The sequence below is a fragment of the Maribacter algicola genome, assembly GCF_003933245.1.
GTDB classification, from domain to species: Bacteria; Bacteroidota; Bacteroidia; order Flavobacteriales; family Flavobacteriaceae; genus Maribacter; species Maribacter algicola.
On sequence record NZ_QUSX01000006.1, the window covers coordinates 17,342 to 32,733 of the forward strand.

The 15,392-nt window shown below is 41.8% G+C and carries 10 protein-coding genes and 1 tRNA gene; 6 read left to right on the forward strand and 5 right to left on the reverse strand.

The window, feature by feature from the left end:
- Positions 1-11 precede the first annotated feature (11 nt).
- The 4 genes from DZC72_RS17515 to porV all read right to left on the reverse strand — a co-directional run bounded on the left by DZC72_RS17515 (position 12) and on the right by porV (position 4,582).
- Positions 12-1,676: a pyruvate dehydrogenase complex dihydrolipoamide acetyltransferase gene (locus tag DZC72_RS17515; protein ID WP_125224219.1), complete on the reverse strand. Its 1,665-nt coding sequence runs from the start codon at positions 1,674-1,676 to the stop codon at positions 12-14.
- A gap of 4 nt (positions 1,677-1,680) precedes the next feature.
- The gene (gene pdhA, locus DZC72_RS17520) at positions 1,681-2,679 is read right to left on the reverse strand and encodes a pyruvate dehydrogenase (acetyl-transferring) E1 component subunit alpha (RefSeq protein WP_125224220.1); all 999 of its coding nucleotides are present in this window, start codon (positions 2,677-2,679) and stop codon (positions 1,681-1,683) included.
- A gap of 188 nt (positions 2,680-2,867) precedes the next feature.
- Entirely contained in the window at positions 2,868-3,353 is a 486-nt protein-coding gene (gene cdd / locus DZC72_RS17525; RefSeq protein ID WP_125224221.1) for a cytidine deaminase, read from the reverse strand.
- A 77-nt stretch (positions 3,354-3,430) separates the two neighbouring features.
- Positions 3,431-4,582, reverse strand: coding sequence for a type IX secretion system outer membrane channel protein PorV (gene porV / locus DZC72_RS17530; protein WP_125224222.1), 1,152 nt, complete (start codon positions 4,580-4,582; stop codon positions 3,431-3,433).
- A gap of 394 nt (positions 4,583-4,976) precedes the next feature.
- Between porV and gldJ the strand changes: the two genes are divergently transcribed.
- Together gldJ and DZC72_RS17540 are read left to right on the forward strand one after the other, a co-directional pair.
- The gene (gene gldJ / locus DZC72_RS17535) at positions 4,977-6,641 is read left to right on the forward strand and encodes a gliding motility lipoprotein GldJ (protein ID WP_125224223.1); all 1,665 of its coding nucleotides are present in this window, start codon (positions 4,977-4,979) and stop codon (positions 6,639-6,641) included.
- 67 nt (positions 6,642-6,708) lie between these two features.
- On the forward strand, positions 6,709-7,980 hold the full coding sequence (locus DZC72_RS17540) for a UDP-N-acetylmuramoyl-tripeptide--D-alanyl-D-alanine ligase (RefSeq protein ID WP_125224224.1): 1,272 nt from the start codon (positions 6,709-6,711) through the stop codon (positions 7,978-7,980).
- Positions 7,981-8,012: 32 nt separating this feature from the next.
- Here DZC72_RS17540 and DZC72_RS17545 read toward each other — a convergent pair.
- A tRNA-Val gene (locus tag DZC72_RS17545) sits at positions 8,013-8,087 on the reverse strand.
- Positions 8,088-8,260: 173 nt separating this feature from the next.
- Here DZC72_RS17545 and DZC72_RS17550 point away from each other — a divergent pair.
- From DZC72_RS17550 to DZC72_RS17565, 4 genes are read left to right on the forward strand one after another with little or no spacing between them, the layout of a single operon-like run.
- Positions 8,261-11,461: a DUF1553 domain-containing protein gene (locus DZC72_RS17550; RefSeq protein ID WP_125224225.1), complete on the forward strand. Its 3,201-nt coding sequence runs from the start codon at positions 8,261-8,263 to the stop codon at positions 11,459-11,461.
- Positions 11,462-11,472: 11 nt separating this feature from the next.
- The gene (locus DZC72_RS17555; protein ID WP_165869346.1) at positions 11,473-12,939 is read left to right on the forward strand and encodes a DUF1501 domain-containing protein; all 1,467 of its coding nucleotides are present in this window, start codon (positions 11,473-11,475) and stop codon (positions 12,937-12,939) included.
- 13 nt (positions 12,940-12,952) lie between these two features.
- Positions 12,953-14,005 (forward strand): 6-bladed beta-propeller, encoded by a 1,053-nt coding sequence (locus DZC72_RS17560; RefSeq protein WP_125224226.1) that lies wholly within the window; start codon positions 12,953-12,955, stop codon positions 14,003-14,005.
- Positions 14,006-14,019: 14 nt separating this feature from the next.
- Positions 14,020-15,384, forward strand: a complete 1,365-nt coding sequence (locus tag DZC72_RS17565; protein ID WP_125224227.1) for a c-type cytochrome domain-containing protein — start codon at positions 14,020-14,022, stop codon at positions 15,382-15,384.
- The last annotated feature ends 8 nt before the right edge of the window (positions 15,385-15,392 follow it).

The window sequence follows — 15,392 nt, forward strand, 5'->3', positions numbered from 1 at the left end:
TATTGACAGGATTATGCCAACATCGTCACAGGATTCTCTACAAAATACCTGAGTGTCTGTAAAAATTGGGCTCCCACGGCACCATCAACGGTCCTATGATCGCAGGCCAACGTCAATTTCATGGTATTCCCAATTACTATTTCACCGTTTTTTACCACTGGCTTTTCCACAATGGCCCCAACGGAAAGAATTGCAGAATTGGGTTGGTTTATAATCGATGTAAATTCCTGAATACCAAACATGCCCAAATTGGACACTGTAAAAGTGCTTCCTTCCATTTCAGAAGGTGCAATCTTTTTACTTCTAGCCTTACCCGCCAATTCCTTGACGGCCGCCCCGATTTGGGTGAGACCGAGCATATCTGCATGCTTGATTACCGGCACGACCAAACCTTCGTCCACGGCTACGGCAACGCCCATATGAATATGTTTATATTGCTTGGTAGTATCTCCGTTCCAAGTAGTATTTACCTGAGGATGCTTACGCAAGGCCATGGCACAGGCCTTTAAAACCATATCGTTAAAAGAAACCTTGGTATCTGGCAAGCTATTTATCTGGGCCCTAGAGGCAATAGCGTTATCCATATCCACCTCAATGGTCAAGTAAAAATGGGGGGCGGTAAACTTCGAATTCCCTAACGCCTTGGCAATAGCCTTGCGCATATTTGAATTCTTGGTTTCCTCCACACCTTCCTCTCCGGCAGGAATTGCCATAGAGACTGCTGGTGCACTCGCCGCCTTTTCCGATTTTGCAACTTCTGTTGCCGCTTTTGGAGCTTCGGAAGGCTTGTAGTTTTCGATATCCTTCTTGATGATTCTTCCATTATCGCCACTTCCCGAAACCTTGGAAAGGTCGATTCCCTTATCCTCCGCAATTTTCTTTGCCAAGGGCGATGCAAAGATTCTATTTCCATCTGAAGTAACCGTTGTAGTTTCAGTACTGGATGCTTCCTCCGTATCGGTAGTCTTTGAAGTATCCTCGTTTTTGGTTTCGGTCTTCGCGCCTTTCTTTGAACCAGGTTTTGCGTTTAAAACGGCATCCACATCCGTTCCTTCGGGTCCTATTACAGCAAGAACCGCATCCACGGGTGCAGATTCCCCCTCTTGGATTCCAATATAGAGCAGTTTCCCGGAATAGAAAGATTCAAATTCCATGGTAGCCTTGTCGGTCTCAATTTCGGCGAGAATATCTCCTTCCTCAACCTCGTCGCCTACTTGTTTCAACCAACTGGCAACGGTACCTTCTTCCATGGTATCACTCAAACGGGGCATCTTCACGATTTCAACTCCTGCCGGAATTTCACTGGCCGATGTATCGCCTTCTTCATCCTCCGCATCACCTGAAGCTTCAGCGCTTGTTTCTTCGGCTTTACCTTCTGAAGTATTTCCTTCTTTCTTTGGGCTTCCACCGCCCTTCAATAGGTCAGAAATGTCCTCTCCCTCTTCCCCGATTATGGCCAAGAGCGTATCCACAGGGGCCCCATCACCTTCCTCAATACCAATATGAAGTAATGTTCCCTTATAAAATGATTCAAATTCCATAGTGGCCTTATCCGTTTCGATTTCAGCCAAAATGTCTCCTTCCTCTACTTTATCCCCTACGTTTTTCAACCACTTTGCAACGGTACCCTCTTCCATGGTATCGCTTAATCGCGGCATATTGATTACTTCTGCCATTTAATTACAATTTATGTTGAACGAATGGAAAATCTTCTTGCTCGTATACCATATCGTACAATTGCTGTACTGGCGGATAATCTGATTTTTCCGCGAACTCTTCGCACTCCTTAACCAAATCTTTGACCCGCTTGTCTATCTTCTTGATTTCCTCGTCGGTTGCGTATTTATTTTCTTTAATTACATCCAGAACCTGGGTAATAGGATCAATTTTTTTGTATTCTTCCACCTCTTCCTTGGTTCTGTAATGCTGTGCGTCTGACATAGAGTGGCCTCTGTATCGGTATGTTTTCATCTCAAGGAAGGTAGGACCGCCACCGGAACGAGCCCGCTCTATGGCCTTGCTCATTTCCTGTGCAACGGTAACGGGATTCATTCCATCCACGGGACCACAGGGCATTTCATATCCCAATCCCAATTTCCAGATATCCGTAGAAAACGAAGTTCTTGCCACGGAAGTTCCCATAGCATACCCATTATTCTCACAAACGAAAACCACGGGCAATTGCCAAAGCATGGCCAAGTTGAAGGTTTCATGTAAAGATCCCTGTCTAACGGCCCCGTCCCCCATATAGCAGAGGGTTACGGCATCACTACCGTGATATTTATCCCCAAATGCCATTCCTGCCCCTAGAGGAATCTGGCCACCAACAATGCCATGTCCTCCATGAAAACGATGCTCCTTGGAAAATATGTGCATCGAACCTCCCATACCTTTGGAAGTTCCGGTAACCTTACCATATAATTCAGCCATTACTTTTCTTGGGTCAACCCCCATGCCAATGGGCTGAACATGATTTCTGTAAGCCGTGATCATTCTGTCCTTGGTCAAATCCATAGCATGCAATGCCCCAGCTAACACTGCCTCCTGACCATTGTACAAATGAAGAAAACCTCTAACCTTTTGTTGAATGTACACTGCTGCAAGCTTGTCCTCGAACTTGCGCCAAAACAGCATGTCCTCATACCATTTCAAATAAGTTTCCTTGGTGATTTTTTTCATCGATTTTTAAAATTTAAAACAAATTAATCGGACTCAAAAGCAATGTTCTTCTACTACATCACAAGAGAACAAAAATACACATATAAATGAATGGATAAAAATAATAGAAATAAAAGCGAGAAGAAATTACAGCCTTAACAAAAATTAGGATTTCCGTGTTTAAAAGGAAATTCTATTAATGCTTTGGTTTATAGATAGGTATTATCGAAGCCCAAAGGCAAAATATCAGCTACGGAACTGCATTCAACAACTTTGCCCTTGGCACCCATCATTAAAATCCGTATTGGCGATTTTTGTCTGTATTCATATTCGAAAAGGGACTGCCTGCAATTACCACAGGGTGCTGCTGGTTCCAATACTTCATTGTTTTTTGAAATTACGGATATGGCCAATGATTTGATCGCCATATTTGGAAATTTCGCCCCGGCATAAAAAACGGCCACACGCTCCGCACAGAGTCCGGATGGGTAAGAGGCGTTTTCCTGGTTATTTCCAGTAACGATTTCACCATTTTCCAATTCCAAAGCGGCGCCTACCTGAAAATTGGAATACGGAGCATATGCATTATTCCTGGCCGCTACAGACCTTTCCAATAATCTCCTATCACTTTCTTCCAATTCTTCAAAGGAATCATATATTATAATGTCAAAACCGATTTTCTTCTTAATTGCCATTGTGTAAATTTCCTGCGTGAAGATACAAAACAAAAAAACCCGCAATCTTGCGGGTTTATATTTATTTAATTCTGAAATTAATCGTTATAAAACTCTTCGCCAAGGCTAAAGGTTAACCCAAAACGCAATGTGTTTTCCAATGGATTCCTTACTTGAGAGGTGGAGAACAAATAGGACAAATCGATTTGTGCCGATTTAAACTTGAATCCAGCACCAAGGGTAAAAAACTTTCTGGAGCCCTTAACTTCACTTTCATTGAAATAACCGGTTCTTACCATGAAAGAGTCCTGATATACATATTCGGCTCCCAGGGCCCATGTCATTTCTTGCAGTTCCTCACTGAAACCATCAGGAGCATCACCGAAGGAACCAAAAATTCCGCTAAAGCCACTCTCGTTCTGATAAATATCGTTATCTGCAGAATCAATTACACCATCACCATTTTGGTCTTTTGGGGTAGGTACTAATAGTTTATTGAATTCAGAGGTAATTCCAATTACATTGTCTTGGTCCAAAATAAAATCAAAACCGACTCCAAATTTTAAGTTGCTAGGTAAAAAGTTTTCCTGACCACCTTCATCATATTGCATTTTTCCACCAATATTGGAAATATTGAAACCTGCCCTCCAGCGACCATCGAAGCTATTGTAAGCAATTTCCCTGGAACGGTAAAAACCGGCAACGTCAACTGCAAAAGAGCTGGCCGCCTGAGAATCTACAGAACCACTCTGTTGGGGCAATCGCAAGTTGGAACGAATATACCTACCGGCAACAGCCATAGAAAAGGTAGGACTCAATTTCAGTGAATAAGATCCATCCAATGCAAGTTCGTTGGGTTTTGCCAAAGTACCAGGATCATTGGCAAATTGTCGCAACTCGATCTCACCCAAAGTGAAATATCGTAGACTGACCGCAAAAGCACTCTGCTCATTGATTTTGTTATAATAGCTTCCATTTAGCAGGGAAATATCAGTAATGATACTTTCTAGATATGGAGTATAACTTAAACCTATTCCCATTTTTCGCTCCGCAAAAGCAAACTTTGCAGGGTTCCATTGTTGGGAAAAAGCATCGGTAGAAGTTGCCACCCCCATATCTCCCATACCAGCGGAACGTGCATCGGCAGCAATGGTTAAAAATGGAACCGCAGTAGTAATAACTCTTTGGTCTTCCTGTGCATTGGCTTTCGCCAATAACATGAACATTAAAATAAATGTAACTTTTTTCATTAATTCAATAGTTGATATAAAGTGGACCAATTTAGTGTTTCGGTATCTTTAATCCACACAATTTTATATGTAAACGCTGTTTTCAACGTTATCTTGCACCATAAAGTATATATTTTTAATATTTTATTGAGTACTTGAAGTCAAGCAAAGAGGTTTTGCCTTTTAAGTTGGCCTACGAATATACTATATCCTTATTTGCTGCGTTATCCATCTATAGAACAAAATTCTTATCAAAAATATTTTCATGCCGGAATCGCCAAAAATATTTTAATCGATAAAATATAATAATCAAAACATCGTTTTAACCAGCAAAAGCGATAAAATTTAATTAAAATCCAAATCAAATTAGACTATCGAACTATTAGTTTAAACAGATTGAACTCAAGTCCTAATTATGAAAAAACAGTTTATTAAAGTTGTACTCTCATGCACCGTAATTGCGGGAGGTTTTACAGTTACCAGCTGTTCCAAATCTACATCCTCCAAAAATGTGTCTAGAGCTACAGGTTGGAAGATAAATGAAAAGGAAGGTGGTTTTCAATACAATACTGACTTCAAAGAGCAAGAAACGGCTCCTGGCCTCGTATTTGTTGAAGGTGGAACATTTACCAAAGGAAAGGTACAGGATGATGTGATGCATGATTGGAACAACACCCCGACTTCGCAGCATGTTCAATCCTTTTACATGGATGAGACCGAAGTAACCAATGTCATGTATCTGGAGTATTTGGATTATCTTAAAAGTGTTTATCCACCAGAAAATCCCAAGTATGCAAACATTTATAAAGGTGCCCTACCGGATACCTTGGTTTGGAGAAACAGACTGGGATTCAACGAAACAATGACCAATAACTACTTAAGACACCCTGCCTATGCAGAGTATCCCGTTGTTGGTGTAAATTGGATTCAAGCTACCCAATTTGCGGAATGGAGAACGGACCGTGTAAACGAAGCTATGCTGGAAAGGGAAGGCTATCTGGCCAAAGATGCCAAATACCAAGCACTTAACGGTGAAGTTGCCGGCACTTTTAGCACGGAAGCTTACTTGAACAGACCAGAATCTGTTTACAATGGTCAAATTGATTCCCTACAGGGGAAAATGAAAAAAGATAGTGTATCTACTTTTGCCAAAAGAAGCAGCGGTATCATCATGCCGGAATATAGACTTCCTACGGAAACAGAGTGGGAATATGCGGCGCAGGCGCAAGTTGGACAAAGGGAATACAACAACTACCGAGGTAGAAAAAAGTATCCTTGGGAAGGTGATTATACCAGAAACGGACAAAGAGTAGGTCGCGGTGACCAGTTGGCGAACTTCAAGCAAGGAAAAGGTGATTACGGTGGAATTGCGGGATGGTCCGATGACGGCGCCGATATCACTGCCGAGGTTATGTCCTACAAGCCAAACGATTTAGGGCTATATGATATGGCCGGGAACGTTGCGGAGTGGGTAGCCGATGTATACAGACCCATAGTGGACGACGAAATAAGCGATTTCAACTACTATAGAGGAAATATTTATATGAAAACTGCCATAGGTGAGGACGGAAAGGTAAATATCTTGCAAGATTCCATCGTTTTCGATACGTTGCCCAATGGAAAAGTTGTTGCAGTTAACCTACCTGGTGAAATCAAGATGGTACCTGTTGACGAAGAGGAAACTTATTTGAGGACCAACTTCTCCTCAAGTGACAACAGAGGCTACAGGGACGGCGATCCGGGATCTTCCAGATTCTTTGACAGATTTAGTGATGAGGAAGAGACTGATAAACAGGCCATGTACAATTCACCAAAACACAAAGTGGAAAGAGATTCTTCTGGCAACCTTGTTAGACAGTACGACCAATCAAACAATAGAACTTCCTTGATCAATGACGAAGTAAGGGTTTATAAAGGAGGCTCATGGAGAGATAGGGCGTACTGGTTAGATCCAGCACAAAGAAGGTACTTGCCCCAATATATGGCAACGGATTATATCGGCTTTAGATGTGCCATGTCAAGAGTAGGTTCCAAATCCAAAACAAAAAACAAAACGGTAAGAGGAAAAAAAGCTAAATAGTATTTTTTACTTTCCAAATAAGACAAAAGCCCTTTATAAAAAGGGCTTTTTTTTTATCTTCGGTTTCATGAAAATAGATGAACTGCACCAAGTCTTTTTGAACTATCCCAGGGTCTGCACCGATACCAGAAAAATAAAACCAGGAGACCTCTTCTTTGCCCTGAAGGGCGATAATTTCAATGGAAACGAATATGCGGACCAAGCTTTGGAAAAAGGAGCTGCCTATGCCATTATTGATGAGGAGAAGCATACAGGGAAGCAAAAAATTCTAGTGGAAAATGTATTAAAAACACTTCAAAACTTAGGGACTTTCCATAGAAGGTCTTCCAAGGCAAAGGTAATAGGTCTTACTGGCAGTAATGGCAAGACTACCACCAAAGAGCTAATTAATTCCGTGCTTTCAAAAAAATATAGGACGATAGCCACTTCCGGCAACCTCAACAACCATATAGGGGTGCCACTAACATTACTTTCCATAAAAGAGGATACGGAAATTGCCATAGTGGAAATGGGAGCCAATCATCAAAAGGAAATTGAATTTCTTTGTTCCATAGCGGAACCTGACTTTGGATATATAACCAACTTTGGCAAGGCGCACCTGGAGGGCTTTGGTGGTGTAGAAGGCGTTATTAAGGGAAAAAGCGAATTATATGACTTCCTGATTGCAAATGAAAAAGGAGTGTTTATGAATGCCGATGACCCCATCCAAAAAGAAAAGCTCAAGGATTATATTAACAAATATGGATTTAGCACCTCTGACACTAAATATTATCAAATTAGGTTGGTGGAAGCGAATCCCTTTGTCGTTATATCGGTTGAAGATACCATCATGGGTAGCCAGCTCATAGGCGAATATAATTTCACCAACTGCTGCGCAGCAGTCATCATGGGCAAATATTTCAATGTGCACTTGGATAAAATTAAAGCAGGGCTGGAAGAGTACGTACCTTCAAACAACAGGTCTCAAATTATTGAAAAAAACGGACTAAAAATAGTTCTAGACGCTTATAACGCTAACCCGACAAGCATGTACGCCGCAATTCAAAATTTTACAAAAATTGAAGGTGGTACCAAAGTATTGTTTTTGGGCGATATGTTCGAGCTTGGTGAAAGCGCACATGAAGAGCATCAAAAAATAGCGGATTTGGCCAAAGAACTTGATTTTGATAATGTATTTCTGATTGGCCAAAATTTCTATGAAGTGAAAAGTGGATTCAAAAAAATGAAATCGTTCGATGATTTGAAAAACCACCTTACGAAATATAGTCTCCCAAATTCCACCTTCCTTATTAAAGGTTCCAGAGGCATGGCCTTGGAAAGAATTCTGGAACTCATCTAAAAGACTTTTGCCCTTTACACTAAAAAAGTAAGTGGGATATACTGGATTCGAACCAGTGACCTCTGCCCTGTCAAGGCAGCGCTCTAAACCAACTGAGCTAATATCCCATTTTGGAGGGCTAAAATACTACTAAATTTTAGTTAGATAAAGGAATAAAATCCAATTTGTATAAAATTAAAAAATCCATTTAGTCCAAACTTTGGAATCCAAACCAAACTTCGTTCAATGTTTTTTCAAAAAAAAGTGTACATTTAAAGGAGTAACCTCGATTCCTATTTAGATGAATTTCAAGTATTTCGGATACTTCGTTCTTGCCTTGTTGCTTAGTGGCTGCAAGTACAATCTTCCGGAAGAACTAGAGGTTGCATATACGGACCTACCTGAAAATATAGACTTCAATTACCATGTAAAACCAATTTTGTCAGATCGGTGCTATGCTTGCCACGGTCCGGATGAAAATACCCGAAAAGCAGGATTGCGATTGGATATTGAGGAATTCGCATTTCAGATACTTCAATCGGGAAATACCGCATTCGTGAGAGGAAATCCGGATGATAGCGAATGTATTCAACGAATCCTAAGTGACGACCCAGAACTTCAAATGCCTCCTCCGGAGTCAAACCTATCACTTACAAAAAGAGAGAAGGCCCTATTGATCAAATGGGTAGAACAAGGAGCCAAGTGGAAAAAACACTGGGCGTTTCTCAAACCAATGAAACAAGCCGTTCCTTCACGGATAAACGAGGATTGGCCGTACCAAAATGAAATAGACGGTTTTGTGCAGGCAAAACTTATAACTAAAAAATTTTTTCCCTTACCAGAGACCGAAAAGGAAAAATTGATCCGAAGGGTAACCATGGATTTAACGGGCCTTCCTCCCACTATTGAGGAAATCGATGCTTTTTTGAAGGACCCAAGTGATGATGCCTATGAAAAAGTAGTGGATAGGTTGCTTCAAACCGATGCACATGCAGAACGGTTGACCTTGGACTGGTTGGACCTTGCTAGATATGCCGACTCTCATGGACTACACGCCGATGGTGCACGTTTGATGTGGCCTTGGCGGGATTGGGTCATAAACGCTTTTAAGGAAAACATGCCTTACGACCAATTTGTTACTTGGCAATTGGCGGGTGACCTTTTCACCAATCCTTCAAGAGAGCAAAAATTGGCCACCGCGTTCAATAGAAATCATCCAATGACCGCTGAGGGTGGTGCTATCGAGGAAGAATTTAGGCTGAACTATGTCTTTGACCGCACGGAAACCGTTTCCACCGCTTTTATGGGACTTACCGTAGCCTGTGCAAGATGCCATGATCATAAGTTCGACCCCATAAGCCAGAAGGACTACTTTGAAATGTCGGCTTTCTTTAATAATGTAAAGGAATTGGGAATGACCGGCGACGATGGTAATTATGGGCCTATGCTTGCTCTCCCCAATAAAAATACGGAGGCCAAGTTGAACGACCTCCAAAATGAAATTGCCAAAAAGGAAAAGGAGCTCGGACTAACAAAAGATGAACTCGCCCAACTTGAGGAATATATTAAAACCTTACCTGATTCATTCATTGAAAATGGAAAATTGGATTACTATCCTTTGGACAAGCTTGCTAACTCCAATAAAGGTCATATTGCCGACCAAAATAAGAATGCTACCACAAGGGAGGCCCCAAAAGTAGTAGATGGCATAAAAGGCAATGCCTTTCTTTTCAATGGGGAATATGACGAATTATATCTTCACAATATTCCAAATTTTGAATGGATGGATTCCTTTTCGGGAAGTCTATGGATCCAAACCACAAAAAGGGATTCGGCCAAAACCCAGACCATCATGGGTACATCCGGGGACAAAAACAACTTTTGGCGCGGTTGGGATTTTTACCTGGATGGGTCCAATCGGCTTAACGCCAGACTCATACACTCCCAGCCCCATAATTATATTCATGTTAGGTCCAAGGATTCCATCAAAACTAACGAATGGAATCATGTGGCCTTCACCTATACAGGATCATCAAAAGCAAAAGACCTCAACCTGTTTATAAATGGTGAAGAAACAGATTCAGAAATAGTTTTCGATAATTTGTATAAAAGCATCCGGACAATACGAAGCGGAGATCATTCCGCTTACCATGCTCCAGTAAGGGTGGCTAAAAGCTACAGGAGTTTTACAGGAGAGAATGGGATTTTTCTAGGGAAAATTGATGAAATCCGATTATTTAATAGAGGCCTATCCCCTATTGAAATAAAAAGATTGGCCTCGTTACAAAACGAAACCGACACACCTCCAATAGACAAGACATATTGGATACAGCAATCCGATGCAGTTCAAAACCTGGAAAAGGAATTAAGAACGTTACGAGCAGATTGGTTAACAGCCATGGAACCTGTCATGGAGGTAATGGTTATGGAAGAAATACCCACAAAAAGGAAAGCCTTTTTGTATGACCGTGGAAATTATGACCAACCCACCCAAGAGGTCGAGGCGAATACCTTATCCATTTTACCAGAATTTTCGGATGATTTGCCAAAAAATAGATTGGGCCTCTCAAAATGGCTATTTTCAAAAGAACACCCTTTGACCGCCAGGGTAACGGTCAATAGATACTGGCAACTACTTTTTGGGAAAGGATTGGTGGACACTCCTACGGATTTTGGTGTACAAGGGTCGCTACCCAGTCATCCGGAACTATTGGATTGGTTGGCCATTTCCTTTATGGACAGTGATTGGGATGTAAGGGCATTATTAAAAAAAATGGTGATGTCACATACCTATAGGCAAACTTCCAAGGTATCTGAGGAACTGTGGCAAAATGATCCTGAAAACATATATCTGGCAAGAAGCAATACCTACAGGTTACCTGCGGAGCTAATACGGGACAATGCATTGGCAGCCAGTGGCCTATTGGTACCAACGGTTGGCGGGAAAAGTGTAAAACCGTACCAACCCGTCGATCTATGGATTGAAAAAACAAGCTTTTCGCATGAACTGATGCGGTACAAAGAGACCAAAGGCGATAGCCTGTACCGTAGGAGCCTTTATACGTTTGTTCGACGCACACAGCCCCATCCGGCCATGATAGCTTTTGATGCCCCATCCAGAGAGGTATGCACCATATCCAGGGAAAATACCAACACCCCGTTACAGGCCTTAGTCCTATTAAATGACAAACAGTTTGTTGAAGCATCCAGGGTCTTGGCAGAAAGGATTCAAAAGGAAGCCGGGGATACTTTGGATAAACAAATAACCCATGCATTTCGACTTGCGACGAGCCGAAGGCCCAAAAAAGAAGAATTACAATTGTTAAAGGAGTTTTACGAACAGCAAAAAAAGAGGTTTCAGAAAAATCCGACTGAAGCAACAAAACTATTGTCCGTTGGGGAAAAAATTGTCGATAATTCTCTGGACATTACAAAAACCGCCGCCCTCACCATGGTGACCAATACTTTATTGAACCATGATGAGGCATATACCAAAAGATAATCCAAATAGTTATGTGCAACAACCATAATAAAAATTATACACGAAGGGATTTTTTGACCAAGACATCTTTGGGCATGGGAGCACTTAGCCTTGGTTCGCTGATGGACTCCTCATTGCTTTTTGGAAATACCCCAAAAACAGTCCAAAAAGATTTCGCAAATGGCGGAGGGATTTTGGGTCAACCACATTTTGCGCCCAAGGCCAAACGAATCATTTACCTTTTTCAGAGTGGGGCCCCGTCCCAATTGGACCTGTTTGATTACAAACCCCTGTTGAACAAGATGCAAGGTCAGGATTTACCTGATAGTGTACACGGGGGCCAACGTTTGACCGGGATGACGTCTGGCCAGGCCTCCCTGCCTTTGGCGGGTACCTTATCTACTTTCAATCAATTTGGGGACAGTGGGGCTTGGATGACTGATTTAATGCCGCATACTTCCAAGATAGTGGATGATTTATGCTTTATCAAATCCATGTATACGGAGGCCATCAATCACGATCCGGCCATTACGTTTATGCAAACAGGTTCCCAATTACCGGGGAGGCCCTCCATGGGCTCATGGCTTAGTTATGGTCTTGGTACGGACAACAAAAACCTTCCAGAATTTGTAGTACTCGTGACCAAAGGAAAAACGGGGGGACAACCGTTATATTCCAGATTATGGGGCAATGGATTCCTGCCTTCACAGCACCAGGGTGTACAATTTAGGGCAGGAAAAGATCCCGTGCTTTACTTAACAAATCCGCCAGGTGTGGATTCCCAAGGAAGAAGGGAGCAATTGGATTACCTACAAAAGTTAGAACAATTGAACCAAAAGGATATCGGGGACCCGGAAATAATGGCACGTATGGCTCAATATGAAATGGCCTTTAGAATGCAAACCTCCGTTCCCGAAATTATGGATACTTCAGACGAGCCTGAATATATTTATGATATGTACGGCGAGGACAGTAAAATTCCAGGAACTTTTGCAGCTAACGCCTTATTGGCAAGAAGGTTAGCAGAAAGGGATGTCAAGTTTATACAATTATACCACCAAGGATGGGACCAACACGGAAATTTGCCCAGCGCCCTAAAAAGACAGTGCAAGGATACCGACCAAGCAACGGCAGCCCTGATAAACGACCTTAAACAAAGGGGGATGCTTGAAGACACCTTGGTTATATGGGGAGGAGAATTTGGACGGACCAATTACTCCCAAGGCCAATTAACGGCAACGAATTTTGGCAGGGACCACCATGGTAAATGCTTTACGATTTTTATGGCAGGAGCTGGAATAAAGAGAGGAATGACCCTAGGTGCCACGGACGATTTTGGGTTCAACATTACACAACGGCCCGTTCACATTCATGACTTTCAGGCTACCGTAATGCATTTATTGGGAATAGATCATGAACGCTTAACGTTTAAATTCCAAGGAAGAAGATATCGCCTTACGGACGTACATGGAGAGGTTGTAAAGGAAATTTTGGCCTAAAATATATCGGTATATGAAAAATAAGAGACGAATATTTATAAAAAAAACGCTTGCCGCTACTACTGCAGGCATAATCGTACCTAAGGAAACTTTCGGTATTCTAAAATCCAGAAAATATATGGACGGTATTGTTGGACATGGTGATTTCACCTATCAGGTGGATAGGGAATGGGGAGTACAAGACCCATCCAAAGTACCCGTAAATGACTGCCATGAAATGGTGATGGACAGCCAGGGCAGCATTTTGATGACAACTACCGGCTCCAATAATGATAATATTATTGTTTATGACAGATCTGGTAAGGTATTGAAATCATGGGGAAGGGAATTTCCAGGAGCCCATGGACTTTCAATAGCGGGAGAGGGTAGTGACCAATTTCTTTTTATAACCGATCCTGAAACCCATAAAGTACATAAAACAACTTTGGATGGTAATATTATAATGACACTTGAGCGGCCCAAGGAAGTATCGGGTTACCAAAGTGATGAGCAATTTAAACCCACCGAAACGACCATTTTACCCAATGGAGAATTTTACGTGGCCGATGGATATGGGGAAAACTACATCATCCATTACAACGAGAATGGCGAGTACTTAAACCATTTTGGGGGAAGCGGTAACGGGCCGGGCGAATTTAATTGTTGCCACGGAATTACCCTTGATACAAGGGACGGCTCCAACCCAACACTATTAATCACTTCAAGGGCGAGTCAGGAATTCAAAAGGTTCTCTTTGGATGGAAAACATCTTGAGACAATCAAATTACCTGGATGCTCTATTTGTAGGCCGGTTATTCATGGCAATAATATCTATTTTGCAGTCATAGTGACCAAGACCTGGGATTCTTGGGACGGTATGCTAGCCGTTTTGGACGCTGAAAACAAGGTAGTCTCCTTACCTGGCGGTAGTGCTCCACAATACATGAACAATGTGCTGGTAGAACCCGAATATGACGGCACTACCTTTAGAAATCCGCACGACGTTCTAATCGATGATGACGGTAATCTCTATGTTCCGCAATGGGCTTCGGGAAAAACGTATCCAATTAAACTTCACAGGGTTTAAACCCCAATTACAAAATGATGCTTTTCCTTACTTCGGACTTTACCTATTTTTTGGGTCGGTTTCATCCTGTACTGGTGCACTTGCCCATTGGATTTCTTTTGCTGGCCATTTTAATGGAATGGTATCAACGACTCAAAGGAAGGAATCTTGGTCATTTAATTGGATATGCTTGGTTATTGGGAAGCTTTGGAGGTTTGGTGTCCATCATCTCTGGATGGTGGTTGAGCGATAGCGGTTTATATCTGGAAAGCGATTTGTTTTTCCATCGATGGTTGGGAGTTTCCCTGGTTGTACTCGCATTTATAGGATGGTGGCTTAAAAAAAACTGGGAACGTTATTCGGTTGGTATTCAAACCACTATAAACACACTTGTCCTTTTGTTGATTTTCATTGAAGGACACTTGGGGGGCACCCTGACCCACGGTCCGGATTATCTTTTGGAATATGCTCCATCCTTCATTAAAAACAAGCTAGAGACAAAGGAAGAAATTAGTAAAACCGATTTCACCAACCAGGATTCGATATTCGTTTATAAGGATTTAATTGAGCCAATATTTATGGAAAAGTGTTGGGCATGCCACAATTCCGTCGAAAAAAGGGGATTCTTGAATATGGAACACCCAGATTCACTGATTTTGGGTGGGGAAAACGGGCCGGTTCTGATTGCTGGAAATGCTTCTGAAAGTGAAGTTTTCAACAGGGTAACGCTATCCCAAAAAAGTAAAAAATACATGCCTCCCGTGGGGGCACCTCTCACCTATTCGGAAATTCGATTAATTGATTGGTGGATTGCCAATGGTGCTGATTTTAAAATGAAAATTGAAGAAGGAGAAGCCTTGACTCCTATAAAATCAGTATTGGCAAAAACATATGGAATCAATACGACCCCAAAACCATGGTACGAATCGGTAAAGATCAATCGGGCGGATTCGGTACTGATAACCAAGCTCATTGATAAGGGATTTTCTGTAAAAAAGCTTGGGGAAGATAATAACCTGTTGGATATAAAATACAACGACCAAAGTCTGACCGAAGAAAAAATCAAGTCTCTAATTGATGTGGCCGATCATATTACTTGGCTCTCATTGGCAAAAAGTAATATTACCGATGACCTACTCAACTATATTTCCCAATTCCCGAATCTCACAAGGCTGGAATTGGAAAGAACGCAACTTACCGATGCGGGAATAAAACAACTTTCAACCCTCCGGCATTTAGAAAGTATTAATCTATATGGATCTAATGTTTCAGAAAACTGTCTGCAAGACCTGTCCAAAATTCCAAGCCTAAAACGAGTATATCTGTGGCATACATCCGTAGATAAGAACATAGCAAAGGAATTTATTTCGAGCAACCCCCAAATGGAAATAATTTTCTAAAAAATCAG